Origin of the sequence: Latilactobacillus parasakei, from assembly GCF_049674265.1 — a bacterium.
GTDB classification, from domain to species: domain Bacteria; phylum Bacillota; class Bacilli; order Lactobacillales; family Lactobacillaceae; genus Latilactobacillus; species Latilactobacillus sakei.
The window spans coordinates 636,084-657,958 of the sequence record NZ_CP186861.1 but is presented as its reverse complement, the minus strand read 5'-3'; the positions used below and the strand labels follow the sequence as shown (position 1 = coordinate 657,958).

Below are 21,875 nucleotides of genomic sequence, written 5' to 3'. Positions count from 1 at the left end.
GGTCAAATGAATGCAACGGTATTTTATTGAAGAAACAGTGACGGTTGGTCAATCATTGCAATTAACCGGTGAGACGGCGCACCATATGCTCAAGGTGATGCGGATGCAAGTTGGCGATCAGATTGAAATCGTAACGCCAGAGGAATTAGCTTTTATCGCACAACTACAAGCGGCGGATGCAACGCAAAAGCAAGCGACTGTGACAGTTGAATCAGCTTTGGAAACGAATGTTGAGCTGCCGATTGAAACGACGGTTGTTTGTGGCCTGTCTAAAGGTGATAAGACCGATTGGATCGTTCAAAAGGGGACGCAATTAGGCGCACATCGCTTTATCTTTTGTAATAGTCAATTTTCAGTAGCGCGTTGGGATGCTAAAAAGCAAGCGAAGAAACTAGCACGTCTGCAAAAGATTGCCCAAGAAGCGGCTGAACAAGCGCACAGAACCCATGTGCCGGTGATTGAATGGCGTGCGAGTTTAACGGCAATTGCTGAAGAATCAGCGGACATTAAATTAGTGGCGTACGAAGAATCAGCCAAGGCTGGTGAACACGGCCAATTGGTTCAAAGTTTACAAGCGGCGCAATCAGGACAAAGTTTAATCTGTGTTTTTGGGCCAGAAGGTGGCATTGCACCAAAGGAAATTGAAGCCTTACAAGCAGCGGGTTTCTTGTTGGCTGGTTTAGGACCACGAATTTTACGGGCCGAAACAGCACCGCTATATCTGCTAAGCGCAATTTCATATGTGACAGAATTGAGTACTTTATAGTATGATAGGTAATAATAATTTTTATAGAGGGGCTTCACAATGGATAAAATTAAAAATAATCGCTTTTTAAAGCAAGTTTGGGTCCGTTACTTCTTAGTAGCGCTACTCCTTGCCGTTGTATTGCCACTCGTTTTCGGTTGGTTATCAATTAGTAAAACGTGGCGCATTGGGTTGTTGTTTATGGCAATTAATGGCTGCGCGGCCTTTTTCATCGGCTATCGCATTCAGAAAACACACGCCCCTTGGTATAATATTTTTTATCTGCCAGTTTTATTTGCCTTAATGGTTGTTGTCCGCTTCGCAGATTATAATTATTGGTTTGTCCCAATCTACTTCCTATTAAGTTACTTGGGTATTAATACTGCGTACGAACGTCGCAAATAGAACTGACTCGACAAACTGTTGAGTCAGTTTTGTTGTTTAAAAAACAAATTTTAGTAGAGTCGGAATTGGAGTTGGGCAAGATGTCAGAAGAAAAAGTAATTTCACAGCAAGAAGTGATCCAGCTATGTCAGAAATACATGAATGCTGAGCATCTTGCTTTCGTGCAAAAGGCATATGATTTTGCGGCGTATGTGCATAAGGAACAGGCGCGGCAATCAGGTGAACCGTACATTATTCATCCGATTCAAGTCGCAGGTATTTTAGCAGAATTGAAGATGGATCCGGCGACAGTTGCGTCGGGCTATTTGCATGACGTCGTTGAAGATACCAATATTACCTTAGGTGATGTGCAAGAGATGTTTGGCCAAGATGTGGCAGTCATCGTTGATGGTGTGACGAAATTAGGGAAAATTAAGTATAAATCGCATCAAGAACAACTCGCTGAAAATCATCGGAAGATGTTGTTAGCGATGGCCAAGGATTTACGGGTCATTATGGTAAAACTAGCCGATCGTCTGCATAATATGCGCACGTTAAAGCATTTGAAACCCGAAAAACAACGGCGAATTGCTAATGAAACGTTGGAAATTTATGCGCCATTAGCTGATCGTTTAGGGATTAGTAAGATTAAGTGGGAACTAGAAGATATTTCGCTACGCTATCTTAACCCACAACAATACTATCGGATTGTTCATTTGATGAATTCTAAGCGGACACAACGTGAAGCTTATATTCAAGAAGCGATTGAAGACATTAAGGATTCGGTTGCCGATTTGGACATGAACTATGAAATTTACGGTCGCCCTAAACATTTATATTCGATTTACCGCAAGATGCGCGATCAACACAAGCAATTCGAAGAACTCTATGACTTACTCGCAATTCGGGTGGTAGTTGACTCGATTAAGGATTGTTACGCTGTTTTAGGCGCCATCCATACTAAATGGAAACCAATGCCAGGTCGTTTTAAAGACTATATTGCAATGCCTAAAGCGAATATGTATCAATCGATTCATACCACGGTGATTGGTCCTAAAGGCAAACCGCTTGAAGTGCAAATCCGGACCCAAGAAATGCATAACGTTGCTGAATATGGGGTTGCAGCACATTGGGCTTATAAAGAAGGCGTTAAGGAACAAATTAAGATTGATGAATCAGGTCGTAAGTTAGATTTATTCCGTGAAATTCTAGAAATTCAAGATGCCTCAGATGATGCCTCGGAATTTATGGAAAGTGTCAAAGGTGATATCTTTAGCGACCGCGTCTACGTCTTTACCCCTCGAGGCGATGTTTACGAGTTACCAAAAGGCTCGGTGCCAATTGATTTTGCTTACCTCGTGCATACGGAAGTGGGTAATCACGCAGTCGGTGCCAAAATTAACGGCAAAATCGTCCCCTTAAATTACCAGTTGCGTAACGGTGATATTGTCGAAATGCTAACATCAACCAGTGCGACACCAAGTCGAGATTGGATTAAGCTAGCTTTCACAGCCCGTGCTCGTAATAAAGTGAAACGGTACTTTAAAAAAGAAGATCGTGACGAAAATGTTGAAAAAGGCCGGACGGCAATTGAACATTTATTGTTGGAACAAGGTCATACTGTGAAGACCCATCTGAATAAGGACAGCTTGGCGGTCATTTTGCCACACTTTAACTTTAATTCAGAAGAAGAATTATTCGCAGCCGTTGGTTTTGGTGAAATCTCAGCACAAGCGGTCTTGAACCGATTAACGCTCAAGGAACGTCGTGAAAAAGAAGAGAATGAACAAAAAGCATTAGAAGCTGAGATTTTATCGGCTAAGGATTCTCAAAAACCAGGTCAAAAGGCCGCTGGCAGTCACATTACGATTAAACACGAAGATGGTGTTATTATCGAAGGTGTCGATAATGTGTTGGTGCGCTTAAGTAAGTGCTGTAATCCAGTGCCTGGCGATGATATTGTTGGTTACGTAACAAAAGGGCGTGGTGTTTCAGTCCATCGTCGTGATTGTCCAAATATCGTCGATCGTGCCGATATGAACAGTCGACTAACGGAAGTCAGCTGGGAAAATACGTCCGCTAAACACGATCAACTCTACGATGCCAACTTAGAAGTTTACGGTTACAATCGTGGCGGGTTATTAAACGATGTCTTACAAGTGTTGAATGCGCATAGCAAACAGCTCAACAATGTCATGGGGCGGATTGACCATGATAAAATGGCCGATATTCATGTCACTGTTGGGATTCGCAATATTGACCATCTTGAGCGGATTATGGATGCGGTAAAGAACATTCCAGATGTTTACGAAGTTAAACGAGTGCAAGGATAGGAGTCGTTAATCATGAAAGTAGTTTTACAACGTGTCAGCCAAGCAAGTGTCACAATTGAAGAACAAGTCGTCGGTCAAATTAACAGGGGCTTTTTATTATTAGTTGGGATTTGTGATGACGATACAGAGGCCGATTTAGATTACCTCGTCAAAAAAATTAGCCAATTGCGGGTTTTTGAAGATGAAGCAGGGAAAATGAATTTAGCATTGGGTCAAGTTAATGGCGCTATTTTATCAGTGTCACAATTTACGTTATATGCCTCAACCAAGAAGGGGAACCGGCCTAGTTTTACAGACGCGGGGCAACCGGACTATGCGCAAAAAATGTACAACTTATTTAATCAAAAATTAGCGGCTACCGGCATCGCTGTTGAAACAGGCGAATTTGGTGCGGATATGCAAGTTGCTCTCGTCAACGACGGACCGGTGACGATTTTATTCGATACGAGGGATAATTAATGGCCTATCAAAATGCGATTTGGGACTTTGATGGGACACTCTATGATACCTATCCAGTAATGTTAAAAGCGCTCGTTGCGGTTTATCAGCAACAACGAGTACCAGTTGATCAGGATGCTTTGTACAAGGCGATTAAACAAACGTCGATAAAAAAAGTATTACAAGCATTAGCCAATCAAACAGGGACTGCATTTGCGACATTAGACCAACAATATCATCAACTCGAAGCGAAAACGCAAATTGCACCGCAACCTTATCCGGGTGCAGCGGCTATTTTAGAACGGGTTAGTCAGACTGGACGTAACTTTTTGATGACGCATCGTGATACGGCGGCTCAAAAATATTTAGCTGAACATCATCTTGACCAGTATTTTACGGAGATTGTCACCAGCCAAAATGGGTTTGCACGTAAACCGGCACCAGATAGTTTGAATTATCTCTGTGATCGTTATCAACTAGATAAAGCAAAGACGGTCATGATTGGTGATCGGGCATTGGACATTGAAGCGGGGATTAACGCTGGGCTTCAAACGGTCTATTTTGATGTCGACCGCTTGCCAATTGCGGTCCAACCAACAGTCACGATTACTGATTTATCGATGCTGATTGATTATTTTAATAAATGATATCAAAAAAGTCGCATGCCAATTTGGCGTGCGACTTTTATTTTACAATTAATGCGATAACGAGAAAGGCGAGGTACCAAGCGCCTGACATTAATAAGACGTAACGCCACCAGCTTTTGAAAAATTTGCGGGGATAAAGGGCATGGTCGTAATAAAACCGCGTTAGACTCCAAATGATGCCCCATACGCAGATGACCAAGCAGAAATACCAACCAGCTTTGTTAAAGAATGGTTGGCTAAGCGCGATGGCACTTATTAAAAATGGCACGGGTAGCCAGTCGATAACGTGAAGTTGTTTTTTGAAAAAGCGTTGCAATGCAAGATTTAAGCCGTAACCGATGGCTAGGCAAATTAGCGGTAGTAGGATAAAAAATAACGTAGCCGTAAATGGCATTTAAATCACCTCGAAAGTTAATATCCCCATTGTACCGTCTTTCTGAAAAGATAAAAAGGACTAAGTTGCACTTTGCATTGATTCGGTGTAAACTGCTGATAAGAAAAAAGACTAGGTGGTGGAATCGTTGAAGAAACAAACAAGTACTTTTAGTCGGATAACCAAGATTTTTGTTTGGGTTATGTTAATCGCCACAGTAGGCTCTGTTATTTTTGGCTCATTGGCAGCAACTGGCGTCTTAAACTTCTAAAATTAATTAAATGATTGGTCTAGGGTATTTTGCCCTAGGCCTTTTTTGTTGTACCGGATTAATGATTGTTCATTAATGAGCGAAAGGTCGTTAATGGCCGGTGCCATTAAGGTGCAAAATGGTTATGGCTAGTGGGTTAGTGGGAATAAATCCTAAAAGATAAGATTTTGGTTTTTTTTAGTCAAAATGTGGTAGAAAGTGGGGGATTATGGTAGACTAAAATGAGTTGAGGTGGGTAAAGGGGTGAAGTATATGTTCATGGGTGAATTTCATCACACAATCGACACGAAGAACCGATTGATTGTACCAGCCAAGTTCCGCGAAGCATTAGGAACCGAATTCGTGTTGACCCGTGGTATGGACAATTGTATCTTCGGTTACCCACTCAGCGAATGGGAACAGTTGGAAGAGAAATTAAAACAACTGCCACTCGCTAAAAAAGATGCACGTGCTTTTGTGCGTTTTTTCTACTCAGCTGCGGTGCAATGTACCCCGGATAAACAGGGCCGCATTATGATTCCCCAAGCATTATCAACCCACGCTTCTTTAGAAAAGGAATGTGTGCTGATTGGGGTTTCCAATCGAATCGAAATTTGGAGCCAAGAAAAATGGGCGAGCTTTAGTGAAGAAGCTGAAGAAAATTTTGATGACATTGCTGAAAATATGTTAGATTTTGATTTTTAAAGGATGGTAACAATATGACAGAAACATTTAAACATCAAAGTGTTTTATTAAAAGAAACGGTTGATGCCTTAAATGTTCAGCCAGATGGGATTTACGTTGATGCAACACTAGGTGGTGGTGGTCATAGTGAATACTTATTGTCACAATTAACAACCGGACATCTTTATTCATTTGACCAAGACGACCACGCACTTGAAAGTAGTCGTCAACGGTTAGCGAAGTATGCGGATGCAGGCCAAGTGACATTTATTAAGAGTAATTTTCGATTTCTGAAAACGGCACTCGCTGAACAAGGTATTACTAAGATTGATGGTATTTTATATGATTTGGGTGTTTCATCACCACAGTTTGACGATGCTCAACGCGGCTTCAGTTATAAAAAAGAAGCGCCACTCGATATGCGCATGGATCAAGGCGCCGAGTTAACAGCGTATACAGTCGTTAACGAATGGTCTTACCAACAATTAATTAAGATTTTCTTCAGATATGGCGAAGAAAAATTTTCAAAACAAGTCGCACGTAAAATTGAACAACAAAGAGAAATTGCACCGATTGAAACAACAATCCAATTAGCAGATTTAATTAAAGAAGCAATCCCGGCACCGGCAAGACGGACGGGGGGCCATCCAGCTAAACGGATTTTCCAAGCGATCCGAATTGCGGTTAATGATGAATTAGGCGCCATTGAAGATTCAGTCGAACAAGCCATTCCATTGGTTAAAGTGGGTGGTCGAATTAGCATCATTACGTTCCAATCATTGGAAGACCGCTTAGTCAAAACAATGTTTAAGGAACAAGCGACATTACCAGATATTCCTAAGGGATTACCGATTATGCCGGGCACTGAAAAAACCGTTTTAAAACTGGTTAATCGTAAACCAATCCTACCAACAGAAGACGAGTTAGAGGTTAACCACCGGGCACACAGTGCTAAGTTAAGAGTAGCTGAAAAACAAAAAGAAATAGACTAGAAGGAATGATTATGATGGCAACCAATGCAGCTCGCCAACTAACGACCCCAGAAAGTATTCCGAGCCAGGTTCAAGAACCTGCTCGTCAATCAGCGCAACAAACAACTCAAAAAGTAGCTTATTCAACACTTGAAAAATTAGCCGTCACCGTAATCGGGATTGCTTTTTTTGTAATGTTAGTGAGCTTACTCTCGACTAAAATCGCGGTAGTTAATGCGCAACGCACATTAGAAAACACTACCCAAGATATGAGTCAAACACGTGCTAAAAATAATGATTTAAAACAAGAAATCGGGGAATTAACAAGCTCCGACCGTTTAGATGCCTTTGCTAAGAAAAATAATCTGAAATTAAACGAAAACAATATTCGGAATGTGGCTAAATGAGAAATTTATTTAGGACACATAGGAGTCCACGACAGAATCGACGCATATTTGGCGAAGTTTTATTGCTGATTATCGCGGCGATTTTTCTGATTTTCATGGGTCGTTTTGCTTACATCGCCGCAACCGGGCATATTGCGGGTGTCGATTTAACCAAACGATCGAACAAGAAATACGAAGGCGACTCCGTGATTCGGGCACAACGCGGTACAATCTATGATTCATCGGGCAATGTTTTAGCACAAGATACCAACGCCTATTCTGTTTACGCCGTTTTGAGTCATGATTATGTGACTGCGGACAAAAAACCGTTATACGTAGCAGATAAGAAGAAGACAGCAAAGGCGCTCAGCAAGTATCTCCCAATGAGTGAAGCTAATATTTATAAGCAATTGACGCCTAAGAATAAGGCAGTCTATCAAGTTGAATTTGGGAGTGCTGGGCAGAATCTATCACTCAGCATTAAACGGAAAATTGAAAAACAAAATTTAACGGGGATTTACTTTAAAGAATCACCAACACGCTTGTATCCTAATGGGACTTTTGCATCGCACGTTGTAGGGATTGCACAAACCCCTAAGGGCTCAGAAGATAGTGGTAGTCAAGATTTAGTGGGCGTCATGGGGGTTGAGAAGTATTTCAACGAACAATTAACGGGTCAAGATGGCTATAAGAATTTGACGAAGGATTCGTATGGCTATTCGATTAATCAGAACAAAAACAAAGTCAAAGCCGCTAAGAACGGCCAAGATGTGTATTTAACACTAGATTCACGGATGCAATCCTATCTAGAAAGTCTGTTGAGTAAAGTTAATAAGAAATATCAACCAGCTAGCATGAACGCCGTTTTAATGAACGCTAAGACCGGTGAAATTTTAGCGGCTTCACAACGACCAACTTTTAATGCAAGTACTAAAAAAGGCATCGGCGATGTTTGGCGCGATACCTTAGTTGAAGATGGTTATGAACCGGGTTCTGTTTTGAAGATTGCGACACTGTCAGCTGCGATTGATTCAGGTCACTATAATCCAGATCAATACTATAAATCTGGTTCTGTGTTGGTCAGTGGTAAGAAGATTAGTGATTGGGAAACAGCTGGTTGGGGGATGATTCCGCTCAACCAAGCGTTTGCCCGCTCAAGTAATGTTGGGATGGTCAAATTAGAACAGGAAATGGGTGCCAAGACTTGGAAGTCCTATATTGAAAAGTTTGGTTTCCTCAAAAAAACGGGTATCGAATTACCAGGTGAGACGGCCGGAACCTTGCAATACGAACGACCACTTGATCAGGCGACGACTTCGTTTGGGCAAGGGATTAACGTCAATGTCATGCAGATGTTGCAGATGACAAGTGCCATTGCCAACAACGGGACCATGATTAAACCGCAAATTTTGGCAGGCGTTGGTCAGGAACACCAAATCACACCGATTAAAGCCGGTAAACCAATCAAAGCTAGCACGGCTAAGAAAGTCATGCAAAATATGGAAGACGTGGTTTATAAAGACTATGGGACAGGTCAGGTTTACCAGATTCCGGGCTATAAAATCGCGGCTAAAACCGGGACGGCGCAAATTACGGATCCTAACGGTGGCTATTTAACCGGTGCAAGCAACTATATCTTCTCAGTATCGGGGATTGCACCGGCAGATGATCCTAAATATATTTTATATATTACAATGAAGCAACCGGGCAATATGACGGATAGTGCGGAAACCATTTTATCGCAAGTCTTTAATCCAATGATGAAACGGGCGCTAGAGTATACGAAGGAAGCCGAAAAAGATAAACAACAACAAGTTAAAGTGGCTTCGGTCTTGAGTCAATCAACAAAAGATGCGCAAAAGAAATTAGAAGCGCAAAACCTAAAGACAACATTGGTAGGTAGTGGGAACCTTGTCGTGCAACAATTACCAAAAGCCGGTAGTGTCATTTTACCGAACCAACGGGTCTTATTGATGACCAACGGGGCCATGACGATGCCAGATGTTAATGGCTGGTCAAAAAACGATTTATTAAAACTAGCACAGTTAACGGGGATCGATGTTGATATCAAGGGCAGTGGTTATGCTTATCATCAGAGTCTAGCGGTTAATAGTTTGTTAGACGGCGTCAAGCAAATTAAGGTACAATTAAAATAGTCAAATAAGAGTGGATTAAAGGAGTTTATATCATGTTAACGGGACAATTTTTAATACCCCTAATGAGTGGGTTTGTGATCACGGTGATTTTTATGCCGTTGTTCATCGGTTATTTACGGTTTAAAAAAGAGGGACAAACAATTCGTGATGAAGGTCCTAAGTGGCACGCTAAGAAAAACGGTACACCAACGATGGGTGGGTTGGTGTTCATCGTTGCAGCAGTAATTTCTAGTATCTGGGTCGCTATTTGGTTGAAACAATTGACTAATAGCTTATGGATTGCGTTATTCATCCTAGTACTATATGGCTTACTTGGTTTTTCAGATGACTTTATCAAAGTTTTCAAAAAACAAAACCTTGGTTTGCGGGCTTGGCAAAAATTAGCTGGTCAAATCTTGGGTGGCGCGGTTTTCTTAGCGGTTTATTTCCACGAAGGTTTCAGTCATGCACTGAACATACCGTTAATCGGTACAATTTCTAGCAGTTGGTTCTTTAGTTTATTCGTCATCGTGTGGTTGGTTGGATTTTCAAACGCAGTTAATTTAGCGGATGGGATTGATGGCCTGGTTGCTGGTTTGGCAATCGTGTCATTTGCAACTTATACGATTATTGCTTTTAGACAAAATCAAATCGATGTTGCGATTTTTGGCTTAACAATTATTGGGGGCTTGATTGGCTTCTTAATCTTTAATCATAAGCCAGCTCAAATTTTCATGGGTGATGTTGGTTCATTAGCCCTTGGAGGGGCGTTGGCAGCCATGTCAATTCTCTTACACCGTGAATTCTCACTATTATTAATTGGCCTTGTTTATGTCATTGAAACGGCCAGTGTGATGCTCCAAGTTGCTTCATTCAAACTATTCCATAAACGTATCTTTAAAATGAGTCCCATCCACCATCACTTTGAAATGTCTGGTTGGAGCGAATGGCGTATTGATATTAGTTTCTGGGTATTCAGCATTATCTGTTCAGCAATTTATCTGTTAATTTTTTAGAAGAGGGCGAATTCGATGAGAACCATCGCAACATATCAAAATCAATCTGTTTTAGTATTAGGACTAGGTAAAAGTGGCGTCAACGCTGCTAAACTATTATTACAATTAGGCGCAAAAGTTACTGTTAACGACGGCCAAGATCAAGAGGGGACACCAGCAGTCGCTGAATTACGGGCGCTTGGTGCAACTGTTATTACGGGGAGTCATCCAGTTGCTTTATTTGAAGAAGGGTTCCATTACCTCTTTAAAAACCCAGGGATTCGTTATGATAATCCAATGGTAGCAGAAGCGATTAAACGTGAAATTCCGGTCTTAACGGAACCTGAATTGGCTTATGAAGTTTCTGAAGCTGACTGGGTGAGTGTGACTGGCTCAAACGGTAAAACAACCACGACGACTTTAATCGCCTTAATGTTGAATTATCAACGCGCACAAGGACATGCTTATGCTGCTGGCAACATTGGGATTCCGTTGAGTGAGGTCGCTCAAAAAGCAACGGCTCAAGATACAATGGTGACTGAGTTATCAAGTTTTCAATTGATGGGTACAACAACGGTTAAACCCAAGGTAGCGGTCTTAACCAATATCTACGAGGCACATCTCGATTATCACGGTTCACGTGAAAATTACGTGCAAGCCAAGATGCGAATTGTCCAAAACCAAACAGCTACTGATTACTTTGTTGTGAACTGGGACTTACCAGAATTAAGAACTTTAAGCCAACAAACTAAAGCGCAAGTGGTGCCATTTTCTAGATTAGGCGCTTCTGAAGAAGGGGCTTACGTCAAAGATGGTCAACTATGTTTTAAAGGTGAAGTCATCATGCCGGTCGCAGATATTAATGTACCTGGCGATCACAATGTTGAAAATGCCTTAGCAGCACTTGCAGCAGCTAAGTTAATGGGCCAATCAAACGAAGCGATTATTGAAGTTCTAACGACCTTTACAGGTGTTAAACACCGGATGCAATTCGTTAAAGAATTCGCAGGCCGTCGTTTCTATAACGATTCAAAAGCCACAAATATGGAAGCGACAGAGGTTGCCTTGAAGAGTTTCAAACAACCCATCGTTCTCATTGCTGGGGGCCTTGATCGCGGCTTTACGTTTGAACCATTAACTGCTTTATTGAAAGCCCATGTCAAGGCGATTATCCTTTATGGTGAAACAAAGCAATTGTTGGCACAAACGGCCAAAGAAGCCGGAATTGAAACGATTGAAATTGTCGATCAACTAACCGAAGCGGTACCCGCAGCTTATGCGGCAAGTCAAGAGGGTGATGTGATTTTATTATCACCTGCTTGTGCCAGTTGGGATCAATTCAAAACGTTTGAAGAACGCGGCGATGTCTACATTGATGCGGTTGAACAAATTACAGAATAAATTGGAGATTTAATAATGAGAGTAATGATATCTGGCGGTGGCACAGGTGGCCACATTTACCCAGCACTAGCCTTAATTGAACGTCTAAAACAACGTGGTTTGTTAGATGCCGTATTATATGTCGGAACAGAACGTGGTTTAGAAAGTAAAATCGTGCCTGATCAGGGCATTGATTTTAAAACACTTGAGATTCAAGGGTTTAAACGCTCAATGAATCTTAATGGGATTAAAACTAACCTTAAAACAATCGAATTATTCATGAGCAGTATTAAGTCCGCTAAAAAAATGATTAAAGAATTCAAACCAGATGTTGTCATTGGGACCGGTGGTTATGTATCAGGGTCACTTTTATACGCCGCAAGTCGTTTAAAAGTACCAACGATTATTCATGAACAAAATTCAGCAGCCGGTGTGACGAATAAATTCTTAGCGCGGTTTGTTGATAAAGTGGCGATTTCTTTTGAATCTGTTAGCGACCAATTTCCAATGCACAAAGTCGTTTTAACAGGGAATCCTCGGGCCCAACAAGTGGCCGGAATGGTCCCAAATGAACGTCTAAGCGAATTTGGTTTAAAAACGGATAGTCCAACTGTTATGATTTTTGGTGGTAGCCGGGGCGCTCCAAGTATCAATAAGGCGTTTATTGATGCGGTGCCACTTTTAAACGAACGTGACTATCAAGTCCTATTCGTTTCTGGTCAAGTCCATTACGAAAATGTACAAGCAGCTTTAGCCAATACTACTTTAAATAGTAATTTGGCGTTCGTGCCTTACATTAGCAATATGCCAGAAGTTTTACCTGACTTGAAGGCAATTGTCGGCCGGGCTGGTGCCACTAGTCTTGCTGAAATTACGGCATTAGGGATTCCATCTATTTTAATTCCTAGTCCATACGTGACAAATGACCATCAAACTAAAAATGCGCAAAGTTTAGTGAAAGAAGACGCCGCTATTTTAATTCCGGAATCAGAATTGACGGGTGATAGTCTTGTCAAAGCACTAGATACATTATTTGAAACACCAGAAAAACAACATGCAATGGCTAAAGCCGCTAAGAAGAGTGGTATTCCGGATGCATCAGACCGGATTATTGAGGTCATTGAAACGATTATTTAATTGTAGAAAGAAGCGTGTGACTTGAAAAATAATAAAAAGCAGCTCGGGTCACATGATCCGCTACAGTTATTAAAGGTGTGGCGCGCCTATCAGATTAAGCGGTGGAAACGACAGCGTCGACAACGTTTAAAACCAGGGCGCCCAACAATTACCAATCAACTACCACAGCTCAAAAAACAACGTGGTAAAAAGATTAGATGGCAACTAGTAGTCATTCTAGGGATTTTTACTTTAGGGAGTTTGACTGCAACTTATTTCATTTCAACAAAAAGTGATATTCAACAGTTAGCCGTTAACGGCACAAAGTCGGTACCCGATCAACAGGTCATTAATGCAAGTGGGATTCAGCTTGGCGATAATGTGTTGTGGCAATTAATGCACCACACGAAAGCTAAGAATAATATTCAAACGAAATTACCTAAGATTAAACAGGTTAGCTTGCAAGTGAGCCAAATGAATCACGTTGCAATCAATGTTTCAGAGTATAAGACAGTGGGGTATATGTTTAAGCATAAGCAGTATTACCCAATTTTAGAAAACGGCACTATTTTGAAAACGAAAATGACTCAGTCATTAGGGAATAGTCCGGTTTATAGCCATTTTAAAAATGATCGTTATTTGAAACTGGGTCTTAAACTCTATAATGATATTCCTGATAGCATTCAAAGTGCGGTTTCCGAGATTCGTTTAACGGCACAAAACGATAATCCTTATCAAGTTCACTTATATATGAATGATGGTAACGAAGTAATTGGCGATTTAAGAACGTTAGCCAAAAAGATTAAATATTATCCTGTATTGGTGAAACAAATGGATGGCAAGGGTAAAATTGACCTTGAAGTGGGTGCGTATTCAAAATTATTTAAGCAATCGAAGTCGTAATCGCTTAAATAATTAGTTAACGGGCTTCAAATAACATTCTAAGGCTTTCTAAACCTAGTCGAAATGTGGTACTATTTAGCATAGGAATCATTTTATTCTAATTGAATGCAAGGAGGTTCCACATATTTAATGGAGAATTCAAAAATATATGTTGGGCTTGATGTTGGAACTACTTCAATTAAAGTTATTGTTGCAGAATCAATGAATAAACAATTAAACGTGATCGGTGTTGGGTCGGCAAGATCTAATGGGTTGAGTCGCGGCACAATTGTCGATATTGATCAAGCAGTTTCCGCTATTCAACAAGCCGTTCAACAAGCAGAGCAAAAAGCAAATATTGAAATTACACAAGTTGTCGCAGGCATTCCAGCCAATTTATTACAGATTGAAGAATGTCAAGGCATGATTGCCGTTTCTGACCAATCAAAAGAAATAACAAGTCAAGATGTGCAAGATGTTGCCAGTGCCGCTTTAGTGCGGAACTTACCCCCAGAACGTGAAATCTTAACAGTGCTACCAATGCAATTTACGGTAGATGGTTTTGACGGGATTAAAGATCCTCGCGGGATGATGGGTGTCCGTCTTGAAATGTCAGGGATTTTATTCACAGCGCCTAAGACGATGATTCATAACTTAAAGAAATGTATTGAAAAAGCAGGACTTGAACTCTCACAACTGGTCGTTAATCCATTAGCATTAGGTAAATTAGCGTTATCAGATGGGGAACAAGATTTTGGCGCAATTATTGTTGATCTAGGTGGTGGTCAAAGTACCGCTGCAGTTATTCATGATCATCAATTAAAATTTACTGCAATTGACCAAGAAGGTGGCGACCACATCACCAAAGATATTTCAGTGGTCTTAAATACATCAATTGAGAATGCAGAAAAAGCCAAACGTGATTATGGGAATGCTGATTCACTAGTCGCTTCAGAGGAAGAACAAATTCCAATCGAAGTCGTGGGTCAAACAGCGCCCATTCAAATCACTGAGAAGAAACTAGCTGAAATTATCGAAGCACGCATGATGCAAATCTTTGATCGTCTTAAGACGGCCTTGGATAAAGTCAATGCGTTCGATATGCCGGGCGGAATTGTCATGACCGGCGGTGTGACAGCTTTACCTGGAATTGTTGATTTAGCACAGGAAGTTTTCAATTGTCCTGTTAAACTCTACATTCCAGATCAAATGGGATTACGTCATCCTTCGTTTGCGCAAGGGTTAAGTTTAATTAACTACATAGCTAACTTGACGGAAGTGGATTGGCTGGTTCAAAGTGCGCTTGGCAATGTCGAGCAATTTGAAGCACGTCAAACAGTAACGAAGTCAACTGCTAAGACTCAAGCGACACCTAAAGAAGCACCACAAAAGAAACATAAAACTGAATCAAAGCATACATTCGAAGGCCTAAAAAGTTTCTTTAGTAACTTTTTTGAATAGGGCTAGTCGTTACAGGAGGAAAAGCATATGGAATATTCATTAGATGCGGAACAAGAAAACAATGGCGCAGTGATTAAAGTAATTGGTGTCGGCGGTGCTGGTGGCAATGCCGTTAACCGAATGATCGATGAAGGCGTAAAAGGCGTTCATTTTATCGCGGCTAATACTGATGTACAAGCGCTTGAAGATTCAAAAGCAGAAACAAAAATCCAATTAGGACCTAAATTAACACGCGGTTTAGGGGCAGGTTCAACACCTGATATTGGTCAAAAAGCTGCCGAAGAAAGTGAAGAAGTTTTGGCAGAAGCCTTAAAAGGCGCTGATTTAATCTTCGTTACTGGCGGTATGGGTGGCGGTACTGGTACCGGTGCAGCCCCAGTTGTTGCTAAAGTCGCTAAAGACTTAGGCGCATTAACGGTTGGTGTTGTGACACGTCCGTTTACATTCGAAGGTCCTAAACGTGGCAAAAATGCTGCTTCAGGGATTGCTGAATTAAAACAACACGTTGATACATTAGTCATTATTGCTAATAACCGTTTACTTGAAATTGTTGATAAGAAGACACCAATGTTAGAAGCTTTCCATGAAGCTGATAATGTTTTACGTCAAGGGGTTCAAGGGATTTCAGACTTAATCACATCACCTGGTTATGTCAACTTGGATTTTGCTGATGTTAAAACAGTAATGGCAAACCAAGGTTCTGCCTTGATGGGGATTGGTTCAGCTACTGGTGAAAACCGGACAGCAGAAGCAACGAAGAAGGCTATTTCATCACCATTATTGGAAGTTTCAATCGATGGCGCAGAACAAGTCCTCTTAAACATCACTGGTGGCCCAGACTTGTCATTATTTGAAGCACAAGATGCTGCTGGTATCGTTCAACAAGCTGCAACAAGTGAAGTCAACTTAATCTTTGGGACATCAATCAATGAAAACCTTGGGGACGAAGTTGTCGTAACTGTCATTGCAACCGGGATTGATAACGATGGTAAAACACCAAAACGTCCAGAAGCTGCTCAAACAACAACTAGTCAACCTGCACAACCTAGTACACCTAAACAAACGACTAATGACGATCCTTTCGGCAATTGGGACATGCGTCGGGAACCTAATCCACGCGAACAAGCGAAAGCAACTGAAAAATTTGATGAAGTTGAAAAGAAAGATTTCGACATCTTCAAACGGACAGCGCAAGTAGACAACGATGCTGTGGATACAAAACAAGATAACAATGATGTACCCCCATTTTTTAAACGACGTCGTAAATAATTAGGAGGATGACTGATGGCTGGTAAATTTAGTTTCAGTAATTTTTTCGGCATGACAGAAGATGATGATTATTCGACTGATCTGCAAGGAACCAATACAACTGATGAAGTCAGTCCAACATCACGTCCGGATAATATTATTTCAATGACCGCCGCAGGCAATGCTAAGATGAATAAAATCGTACTTTGCGAACCACGTATTTACTCCGATGCTAAAAAAGTCGGTAAGCATTTACTCGAAAATAAGGCTGTTATCGTTAATTTTACGAGAATTGAGGGTGCACAAGCGTCACGCATAATCGACTTTCTGACCGGGACCGTTTTCGCAATTAATGGCGAAATCCAACGGGTCGGTGAACAAATCTTTTTATGCACACCACCAAACTATGAAATTGATGGTAACTTATCGGATATTATCGATCAAAATGATTTTGATTCTGAGGTGAACTAAGTGCAATTTGTAATCTATTTATTAATGTTCTTAATGCAAGCGACAAGGATTTATGTGGGCATCATCTTTATTTATTGTCTATTAACTTGGATTCCAGGTGCGATGGACTCTAAATTAGGTCAGTTACTCGCGAGATTAGTTGAGCCTTTCTTAGGCGTTTTTGATCGGATCATACCAGCAATTGGTGGTATTGGTTTTTCTGCCATCATTGCTGGCTTTGTCTTGTATTTAGTTGAACGCGGCTTAGGAACGATTATTCAATTGTTAGTCACGGGGTATTACTAAGATGGCTGATAGCGAAGCTGTTTATCAGCATTTTAGAAAAAGTGAAGCCCCATTTGTTGCACAAGTCCTTGATTGGATTGAACAAGCAACAACTGAATACCGTGCAATATTAACGGATTTTTTAGACCCTAGACAGGCTTACATCTTGCAAACCTTAATTGGCGAAAAGGGTGAGCTTAAATACCATTTTAACGGTGGCTACAATGCTGCTGAACGACAACGTGCCTTGATTGCACCAACTTATTTTGAACCTGAGGAAGCCGATTTTGAAATCCAACTCTTTGAAATTCGTTACCCAATTAAATTTGCACAGCTCTCGCATGGTAAAATTTTAGGGACATTGGTCAACGCTGGTATTGATCGGAACGTGTTTGGCGATATCATGACGGATGGTCAACGGTGGCAATTTTTTGTCACAACTAAGATGGCTGACTATGTGGTAAGCCAGATTACGAAAATCGGGAAGGTCACTGTTCATCTTGAAGAACAGGCTTATACTGAGTTGATTATCCCTAAGGATGCTTGGCAGTTTGAACAACTTTTAGTTAGTTCATTCCGATTAGATACGATTATTGCGGCGGTCTATAACATGTCGCGACAACGTGCTAAGGAACTGGTTCAAGGCAATAAAGTGAAATTGAATTGGCAAGCCTTTGATAAGCCTGATTTTGAATTGGACTTATTAGACATTATCTCTGTACGCGGCTATGGTCGGATTCAGCTTAAATCAATTGATGGTCAAACACGTAAAGAAAAGTACCGTGTCACACTAGGTATTCTGAGAAAATAATAGAAATGTTGAAAATGACGGAGGGATTTCAGAATGGTTTTAACACCTTTAGATATTCATAACAAAGAGTTCGGCAATAAGATGCGGGGTTACAATCCTGATCAAGTTAATGACTTTTTAGATCAAGTGATTAAGGATTACGAATCAGTTTTAAATGAAAATGATGCTTTAAAAGCAGAACTAAAATCAAGTGATGAAAAGGTCACTTACTTTAACGAATTAAAAGATGCCTTGAACCAATCAATCATTGTGGCCCAAGAAGCAGCCGATAAAGTTAAAGAAAATGCTAAAAGAGAAGCAGAAATTATTCAAACTGAAACAGAAAAGAATTCTAAATCAATCTTGAATGATGCGACTGAAAAAGCCAACCACATTATTGAAGATGCAACGGAACGTGCTAAACAAATCGCCATCGAAACTGATGATTTGAAGAAACAAACACGTATTTTCCGTCAAAGATTACAAGTGATGCTTGAATCACAATTGGAAGTTGTTAAGAGCCCTGAATGGACAGATCTATTATCTAAAGATGATTTAGCTGGTCATGAAACATTATCTGCAGAAATTGACCTCACAGACCTTGACAGCAAGAAGCATAATCTAGTAGACTCAGAGACAGTAGTTAAACCATGGGATGATATTACGACGGATGACTTTTCTGATCAAACAACCCACACGATTGTTTTCCCTGATGACAAGTTACCAGAAGTAGCTGAAGAAGAAACACCCGAAGCACCAGAAGTTAAAGCTGATACTTTGGATGATGAAATTCATTCAGAAGAAACTCATAATGACTATGGCTATAATCCAATTGAACAAGATGATAGCGAACCATTAACAGACAATAACAAGAATTAACAAATTAAATAACATTTAAGCGAGCCAACGACTGGTGGAAGGTTGGTAATGCTCTATTTAGTGTGTATCACCTTGTTGTTTTTCAGATGAAATCAAGTAGTTTGAAACGGTCAATGCCCGTTAACGCATCTTAAGGAGGGTCTTGGACTCTCAAAATTAGGTGGTACCACGAAGATTTCGTCCTATAGCGGGCGGGGTCTTTTTTTGTTTTAAAAAATTGAGGAGTGATTTAATGCGTATCAAAGAAACATTAAACTTGGGTAAGACAGCTTTCCCAATGCGAGCAGGTTTGCCTAATCGTGAAATCGACTGGCAAAAGGGTTGGGCCGATAATAACCTTTATCAACAACGGCAAAAATTAAATGAAGGCAAACCATCATTCGTGCTTCATGATGGTCCTCCATTTGCGAATGGCAATATCCACATGGGTCACGCCTTAAATAAAACAAGTAAAGATATCATCGTTCGTTACAAATCAATGAACGGTTTTCGCGCACCTTTTGTCCCTGGTTGGGATACACATGGCTTACCAATCGAACAAGCCTTGGCCAAAAAAGGTATCAAGCGAAAGGAAATGAGCCTTGTTGACTATCGTAAACTTTGTTATGACTATGCTATGGAACAAGTCAACAAGCAACGCCAAGATTTCAAACGCCTTGGCATTTCTGCTGATTGGGATAACCCATACATCACTTTAACAGCTGATTTCGAAGCTGAAGAAATTCGCGTCTTCGGTGAAATGGCTAAAAAAGGCTATATCTATAAAGGTAAGAAGCCAGTTTACTGGTCACCTTCATCAGAATCAACATTAGCTGAAGCTGAAATTGAATACAAAGACATCAAGTCACCATCAATGTATGTTGCGTTTAACGTTGTTGATGGTAAAGATTTATTAGATGCTGACACAAAATTTATCATCTGGACAACAACACCATGGACAATTCCTGCTAACTTAGGGATTGCTGTTAACCCAGCTTTCGATTACGTACAAGTATTAGCTGACGGTCAAAAATACGTGGTTGCTGCAGAACGCTTGAACAAGATGACTGATCTTCTTGGTTGGGAATCAGTTGAAATCTTGAAGACTTTCAAGGGTGCTGACATGGAATTAATGACAGCTCGCCACCCATTATATGACCGTGAATCATTGGTGATCTTAGGGAACCACGTGACATTAGAAACTGGGACTGGTTTAGTGCATACGGCACCAGGTCACGGTGAAGATGATTACAACGCTGGGACCAAATACAAGTTACCAGTGCTTTCAGTCGTTGACAGCAAAGGGATCATGACTGAAGACGCTCCTGGCTTTGAGGGTGTTTATTACGATAAAGCCAACCCAATGGTGACAGAAGCGCTTGAAAAGAACGGTTCATTATTGAAACTCGACTTCTTCACGCATAGTTACCCACATGACTGGCGGACAAAGAAACCAGTTATCTTCCGGGCAACAGCACAATGGTTCGCTTCAATCGATGCATTCAGAGATCAAATCTTAGCACAAATCGAAAAAGTTGAATTCATGCCAGAATGGGGTAAGACGCGTCTTTACAACATGATCCGTGATCGTGGCGATTGGGTTATCTCTCGTCAACGGGCATGGGGTGTGCCATTACCAATCTTCTACGCTGAAGACGGTACGGAAATCATCACACCAGAAACAATCGAACGTGTAGCACAACTCTTTGCAGAACACGGTTCAAACGTTTGGTTTGAATGGGATGCTAAAGACTTATTACCAGCTGGCTTTACACATCCTGGTAGCCCAAATGGTGAATTTACAAAAGAAAAAGATATTATGGATGTTTGGTTTGATTCAGGTTCATCACATCAAGCTGTTTTAGCTGCTCGTGATGAATTAACTTATCCAGCAGACTTAATCTTAGAAGGTTCAGATCAATATCGTGGTTGGTTTAACTCAAGTTTAATCACGAGTGTTGCGGTTGGCGAAGTGAGCCCTTATAAAGCTGTTATCTCACAAGGCTTCGTCTTAGACGGTAATGGTCGTAAGATGAGTAAATCACTTGGGAACACAATCCTACCTGAAAAGATCATCAAACAAATGGGTGCAGATATTGTCCGCCTCTGGGTAGCCTCAGTCGATGCTAGTTCAGATGTGAAAGTGACAATAGAAAACTTCCAACAAGTCAGTGAAGCTTACCGGAAGATCCGGAACACAATGCGCTTTATGATTGCTAACACAACCGACTTTGATCCTGCCAAAGATACAGTTGATTACGCAGAATTAGGCTCAGTTGATAAGTTCATGTTGGTCCGCTTAAACGCAATCATTGCAAGTTGTAAAGCAGCTTACGATGCTTACGATTTTGCCACAGTTTATAAGACAATCAATATGTTCTTAACGAACGAATTATCAGCCTTCTACTTAGACTTCGCTAAAGACGTTGTTTATATTGATGGCCAAAATGATGCACCTCGTCGTAACATGCAAACTGTTTTCTATGCAGTAGCCGTTGCCTTGACGAAGTTATTGACACCAATCTTGCCACATACAGCTGAAGAAATCTGGAGCTACTTACATGAACCAGAAGAATTCGTTCAATTAGCTGAAATGCCAGAAGTTGAACACTTTGCCGGTGAAGAAGACTTAGTCGCAACATGGAACGCCTTCATGGGGATTCGCGACGATGTCTTAAAAGCCCTTGAAACAGCCCGGATGGACAAGGTCATCGGTAAGTCATTAGAAGCTGCTGTAACACTTTATCCAAACGAAGCCAATGCTGCTTTATTAGCTTCATTGGATGCTGATGTTAAACAATTATTGATTGTCTCACAATTAACGATTGCAGATCAAAACTCAGAAGTCCCAGCAGAAGCCACACAATTTGACGGCGTTGCTGTTAGTGTTGCGCATGCTGAGGGTGACGTTTGTGATCGTTGTCGGATGATTAAAACCGACGTCGGTTCAGACGACAAGTTCCCAATGCTTTGTGCGCGTTGTGCTGCGATTGTCACAGCCAACTACCCAGAAGCAGTTGCTGAAGGTTTAGAAAAATAAACATAATGCTTAAAAAAGCTCAGA

Annotated in this window: 22 protein-coding genes and 1 other annotated feature; of the genes, 21 read left to right on the top strand and 1 reads right to left on the bottom strand. The window is 40.9% G+C overall.

The window, feature by feature from the left end; translation table 11 throughout:
- The first annotated feature begins 10 nt into the window (after positions 1-10).
- The 5 genes from ACPBEH_RS03390 to ACPBEH_RS03370 all read left to right on the top strand — a co-directional run bounded on the left by ACPBEH_RS03390 (position 11) and on the right by ACPBEH_RS03370 (position 4,547).
- On the top strand, positions 11-766 hold the full coding sequence (locus ACPBEH_RS03390; protein ID WP_424349734.1) for a 16S rRNA (uracil(1498)-N(3))-methyltransferase: 756 nt from the start codon (positions 11-13) through the stop codon (positions 764-766).
- 39 nt (positions 767-805) lie between these two features.
- Positions 806-1,150: a hypothetical protein gene (locus tag ACPBEH_RS03385; protein ID WP_011374443.1), complete on the top strand. Its 345-nt coding sequence runs from the start codon at positions 806-808 to the stop codon at positions 1,148-1,150.
- Between the two features lie 80 nt (positions 1,151-1,230).
- Positions 1,231-3,462 carry a RelA/SpoT family protein gene (locus tag ACPBEH_RS03380; protein ID WP_011374444.1) on the top strand — a complete coding sequence of 744 codons (2,232 nt, stop codon included), beginning with the start codon at positions 1,231-1,233 and terminating at the stop codon, positions 3,460-3,462.
- 12 nt (positions 3,463-3,474) lie between these two features.
- Positions 3,475-3,921, top strand: a complete 447-nt coding sequence (gene dtd, locus ACPBEH_RS03375; RefSeq protein ID WP_424349733.1) for a D-aminoacyl-tRNA deacylase — start codon at positions 3,475-3,477, stop codon at positions 3,919-3,921.
- Positions 3,921-4,547, top strand: a complete 627-nt coding sequence (locus ACPBEH_RS03370) for an HAD-IA family hydrolase (RefSeq protein ID WP_424349732.1) — start codon at positions 3,921-3,923, stop codon at positions 4,545-4,547. Before dtd ends, ACPBEH_RS03370 begins: the two co-directional genes overlap by 1 nt.
- Positions 4,548-4,584: 37 nt before the next feature.
- Here the strand turns inward: ACPBEH_RS03370 and ACPBEH_RS03365 are convergent, their stop codons facing one another.
- Entirely contained in the window at positions 4,585-4,941 is a 357-nt protein-coding gene (locus tag ACPBEH_RS03365; protein WP_424349731.1) for a DUF3397 domain-containing protein, read from the bottom strand.
- A gap of 127 nt (positions 4,942-5,068) precedes the next feature.
- On the opposite strand from ACPBEH_RS03365, the gene ACPBEH_RS03360 reads away from it, so the two are divergent.
- The 16 genes from ACPBEH_RS03360 to ileS all read left to right on the top strand — a co-directional run bounded on the left by ACPBEH_RS03360 (position 5,069) and on the right by ileS (position 21,851).
- Positions 5,069-5,191: a DUF4044 domain-containing protein gene (locus tag ACPBEH_RS03360; protein ID WP_011374448.1), complete on the top strand. Its 123-nt coding sequence runs from the start codon at positions 5,069-5,071 to the stop codon at positions 5,189-5,191.
- A 252-nt stretch (positions 5,192-5,443) separates the two neighbouring features.
- Positions 5,444-5,875 carry a division/cell wall cluster transcriptional repressor MraZ gene (gene mraZ / locus ACPBEH_RS03355; protein ID WP_011374449.1) on the top strand — a complete coding sequence of 144 codons (432 nt, stop codon included), beginning with the start codon at positions 5,444-5,446 and terminating at the stop codon, positions 5,873-5,875.
- A gap of 14 nt (positions 5,876-5,889) precedes the next feature.
- Complete coding sequence (rsmH, locus tag ACPBEH_RS03350; protein ID WP_424349730.1) at positions 5,890-6,846, top strand: 16S rRNA (cytosine(1402)-N(4))-methyltransferase RsmH; 957 nt, start codon at positions 5,890-5,892, stop codon at positions 6,844-6,846.
- Between the two features lie 11 nt (positions 6,847-6,857).
- On the top strand, positions 6,858-7,232 hold the full coding sequence (gene ftsL, locus ACPBEH_RS03345) for a cell division protein FtsL (RefSeq protein ID WP_424349729.1): 375 nt from the start codon (positions 6,858-6,860) through the stop codon (positions 7,230-7,232).
- The gene (locus ACPBEH_RS03340) at positions 7,229-9,367 is read left to right on the top strand and encodes a penicillin-binding transpeptidase domain-containing protein (RefSeq protein ID WP_424349728.1); all 2,139 of its coding nucleotides are present in this window, start codon (positions 7,229-7,231) and stop codon (positions 9,365-9,367) included. The genes ftsL and ACPBEH_RS03340 overlap by 4 nt, the downstream gene beginning before the upstream one ends.
- Positions 9,368-9,399: 32 nt before the next feature.
- Positions 9,400-10,362 carry a phospho-N-acetylmuramoyl-pentapeptide-transferase gene (mraY, locus tag ACPBEH_RS03335; protein WP_424349727.1) on the top strand — a complete coding sequence of 321 codons (963 nt, stop codon included), beginning with the start codon at positions 9,400-9,402 and terminating at the stop codon, positions 10,360-10,362.
- A gap of 15 nt (positions 10,363-10,377) precedes the next feature.
- Entirely contained in the window at positions 10,378-11,742 is a 1,365-nt protein-coding gene (gene murD / locus ACPBEH_RS03330) for a UDP-N-acetylmuramoyl-L-alanine--D-glutamate ligase (protein WP_424349726.1), read from the top strand.
- Between the two features lie 15 nt (positions 11,743-11,757).
- Positions 11,758-12,858 (top strand): undecaprenyldiphospho-muramoylpentapeptide beta-N-acetylglucosaminyltransferase, encoded by a 1,101-nt coding sequence (gene murG, locus ACPBEH_RS03325; protein WP_016264912.1) that lies wholly within the window; start codon positions 11,758-11,760, stop codon positions 12,856-12,858.
- A 21-nt stretch (positions 12,859-12,879) separates the two neighbouring features.
- Entirely contained in the window at positions 12,880-13,740 is an 861-nt protein-coding gene (locus ACPBEH_RS03320; RefSeq protein ID WP_424349725.1) for a cell division protein FtsQ/DivIB, read from the top strand.
- Between the two features lie 129 nt (positions 13,741-13,869).
- The gene (gene ftsA, locus ACPBEH_RS03315; RefSeq protein WP_424349724.1) at positions 13,870-15,180 is read left to right on the top strand and encodes a cell division protein FtsA; all 1,311 of its coding nucleotides are present in this window, start codon (positions 13,870-13,872) and stop codon (positions 15,178-15,180) included.
- Positions 15,181-15,207: 27 nt separating this feature from the next.
- A complete protein-coding gene (ftsZ, locus tag ACPBEH_RS03310; RefSeq protein WP_424349723.1) occupies positions 15,208-16,449 on the top strand; it encodes a cell division protein FtsZ in 1,242 nt (413 codons plus the stop codon).
- A gap of 15 nt (positions 16,450-16,464) precedes the next feature.
- Positions 16,465-16,899, top strand: coding sequence for a cell division protein SepF (locus ACPBEH_RS03305; RefSeq protein ID WP_424349722.1), 435 nt, complete (start codon positions 16,465-16,467; stop codon positions 16,897-16,899).
- Entirely contained in the window at positions 16,900-17,184 is a 285-nt protein-coding gene (locus ACPBEH_RS03300) for a YggT family protein (protein ID WP_233993430.1), read from the top strand.
- Position 17,185: 1 nt separating this feature from the next.
- Complete coding sequence (locus tag ACPBEH_RS03295; RefSeq protein ID WP_424349721.1) at positions 17,186-17,974, top strand: RNA-binding protein; 789 nt, start codon at positions 17,186-17,188, stop codon at positions 17,972-17,974.
- Between the two features lie 33 nt (positions 17,975-18,007).
- Entirely contained in the window at positions 18,008-18,832 is an 825-nt protein-coding gene (locus ACPBEH_RS03290; RefSeq protein ID WP_424349720.1) for a DivIVA domain-containing protein, read from the top strand.
- Positions 18,810-19,020, top strand: a binding site (T-box leader). Its footprint overlaps the gene before it by 23 nt.
- 44 nt (positions 19,021-19,064) lie before the next feature.
- Positions 19,065-21,851: an isoleucine--tRNA ligase gene (gene ileS, locus ACPBEH_RS03285; protein ID WP_424349719.1), complete on the top strand. Its 2,787-nt coding sequence runs from the start codon at positions 19,065-19,067 to the stop codon at positions 21,849-21,851.
- The last annotated feature ends 24 nt before the right edge of the window (positions 21,852-21,875 follow it).

Excerpts from the sequence above, each read along its gene's own strand:
- rsmH (WP_424349730.1), top strand. The coding sequence starts at position 5,890 with ATGACAGAAACATTTAAACATCAAAGTGTTTTATTAAAAGAAACGGTT.
- ACPBEH_RS03305 (WP_424349722.1), top strand. The coding sequence starts at position 16,465 with ATGGCTGGTAAATTTAGTTTCAGTAATTTTTTCGGCATGACAGAAGAT.
- mraZ (WP_011374449.1), top strand. The coding sequence starts at position 5,444 with ATGTTCATGGGTGAATTTCATCACACAATCGACACGAAGAACCGATTG.
- ACPBEH_RS03390 (WP_424349734.1), top strand. The coding sequence starts at position 11 with ATGCAACGGTATTTTATTGAAGAAACAGTGACGGTTGGTCAATCATTG.
- ftsA (WP_424349724.1), top strand. The coding sequence starts at position 13,870 with ATGGAGAATTCAAAAATATATGTTGGGCTTGATGTTGGAACTACTTCA.
- ftsZ (WP_424349723.1), top strand. The coding sequence starts at position 15,208 with ATGGAATATTCATTAGATGCGGAACAAGAAAACAATGGCGCAGTGATT.
- ACPBEH_RS03370 (WP_424349732.1), top strand. The coding sequence starts at position 3,921 with ATGGCCTATCAAAATGCGATTTGGGACTTTGATGGGACACTCTATGAT.
- murG (WP_016264912.1), top strand. The coding sequence starts at position 11,758 with ATGAGAGTAATGATATCTGGCGGTGGCACAGGTGGCCACATTTACCCA.
- ACPBEH_RS03340 (WP_424349728.1), top strand. The coding sequence starts at position 7,229 with ATGAGAAATTTATTTAGGACACATAGGAGTCCACGACAGAATCGACGC.
- ftsL (WP_424349729.1), top strand. The coding sequence starts at position 6,858 with ATGATGGCAACCAATGCAGCTCGCCAACTAACGACCCCAGAAAGTATT.
- dtd (WP_424349733.1), top strand. The coding sequence starts at position 3,475 with ATGAAAGTAGTTTTACAACGTGTCAGCCAAGCAAGTGTCACAATTGAA.
- murD (WP_424349726.1), top strand. The coding sequence starts at position 10,378 with ATGAGAACCATCGCAACATATCAAAATCAATCTGTTTTAGTATTAGGA.
- mraY (WP_424349727.1), top strand. The coding sequence starts at position 9,400 with ATGTTAACGGGACAATTTTTAATACCCCTAATGAGTGGGTTTGTGATC.
- ACPBEH_RS03385 (WP_011374443.1), top strand. The coding sequence starts at position 806 with ATGGATAAAATTAAAAATAATCGCTTTTTAAAGCAAGTTTGGGTCCGT.
- ACPBEH_RS03380 (WP_011374444.1), top strand. The coding sequence starts at position 1,231 with ATGTCAGAAGAAAAAGTAATTTCACAGCAAGAAGTGATCCAGCTATGT.
- ACPBEH_RS03290 (WP_424349720.1), top strand. The coding sequence starts at position 18,008 with ATGGTTTTAACACCTTTAGATATTCATAACAAAGAGTTCGGCAATAAG.
- ACPBEH_RS03295 (WP_424349721.1), top strand. The coding sequence starts at position 17,186 with ATGGCTGATAGCGAAGCTGTTTATCAGCATTTTAGAAAAAGTGAAGCC.
- ileS (WP_424349719.1), top strand. The coding sequence starts at position 19,065 with ATGCGTATCAAAGAAACATTAAACTTGGGTAAGACAGCTTTCCCAATG.
- ACPBEH_RS03365 (WP_424349731.1), bottom strand. The coding sequence starts at position 4,941 with ATGCCATTTACGGCTACGTTATTTTTTATCCTACTACCGCTAATTTGC.